The organism is Halomonas sp. SIMBA_159 (assembly GCF_046536035.1).
Classification (GTDB): domain Bacteria; phylum Pseudomonadota; class Gammaproteobacteria; order Pseudomonadales; family Halomonadaceae; genus Vreelandella; species Vreelandella venusta_A.
The window spans coordinates 1-262 of the sequence record NZ_JAWJBT010000842.1 but is presented as its reverse complement, the minus strand read 5'-3'; the positions used below and the strand labels follow the sequence as shown (position 1 = coordinate 262).

The 262-nt window shown below is 70.2% G+C and carries 1 protein-coding gene; it reads right to left on the bottom strand.

The features are described from left to right. Positions 1-262 (bottom strand): NAD(P)H-hydrate epimerase (locus R0J87_RS21600; protein WP_498888864.1); only part of this gene is annotated, 262 nt, incomplete at both ends.

Genomic DNA, 262 nt, shown 5'->3' with positions numbered 1-262 from the left:
ACCACATCGGCCCGGGCATAGTCTGCGGTTTCGGGGCCGCTGAGGAACCGTCCGCCGGCGGCGCGGAAGGCTGCTGCGCCTTCGGGGTGGACGCGCTCGGCGGTACAGATCGCGGTGATGTGGGCGCCCCGTCGGGCGAGGAAGCTGAGGGCCCAGAGCCCGTCTCCCCCGTTGTTGCCGGCGCCGATGAGCCCAGTGATACGGGCCCCGGACACGGTTAGTTGGTGCTCGCGGAGCAGTTCGATGACACCTTGGGCTAGGC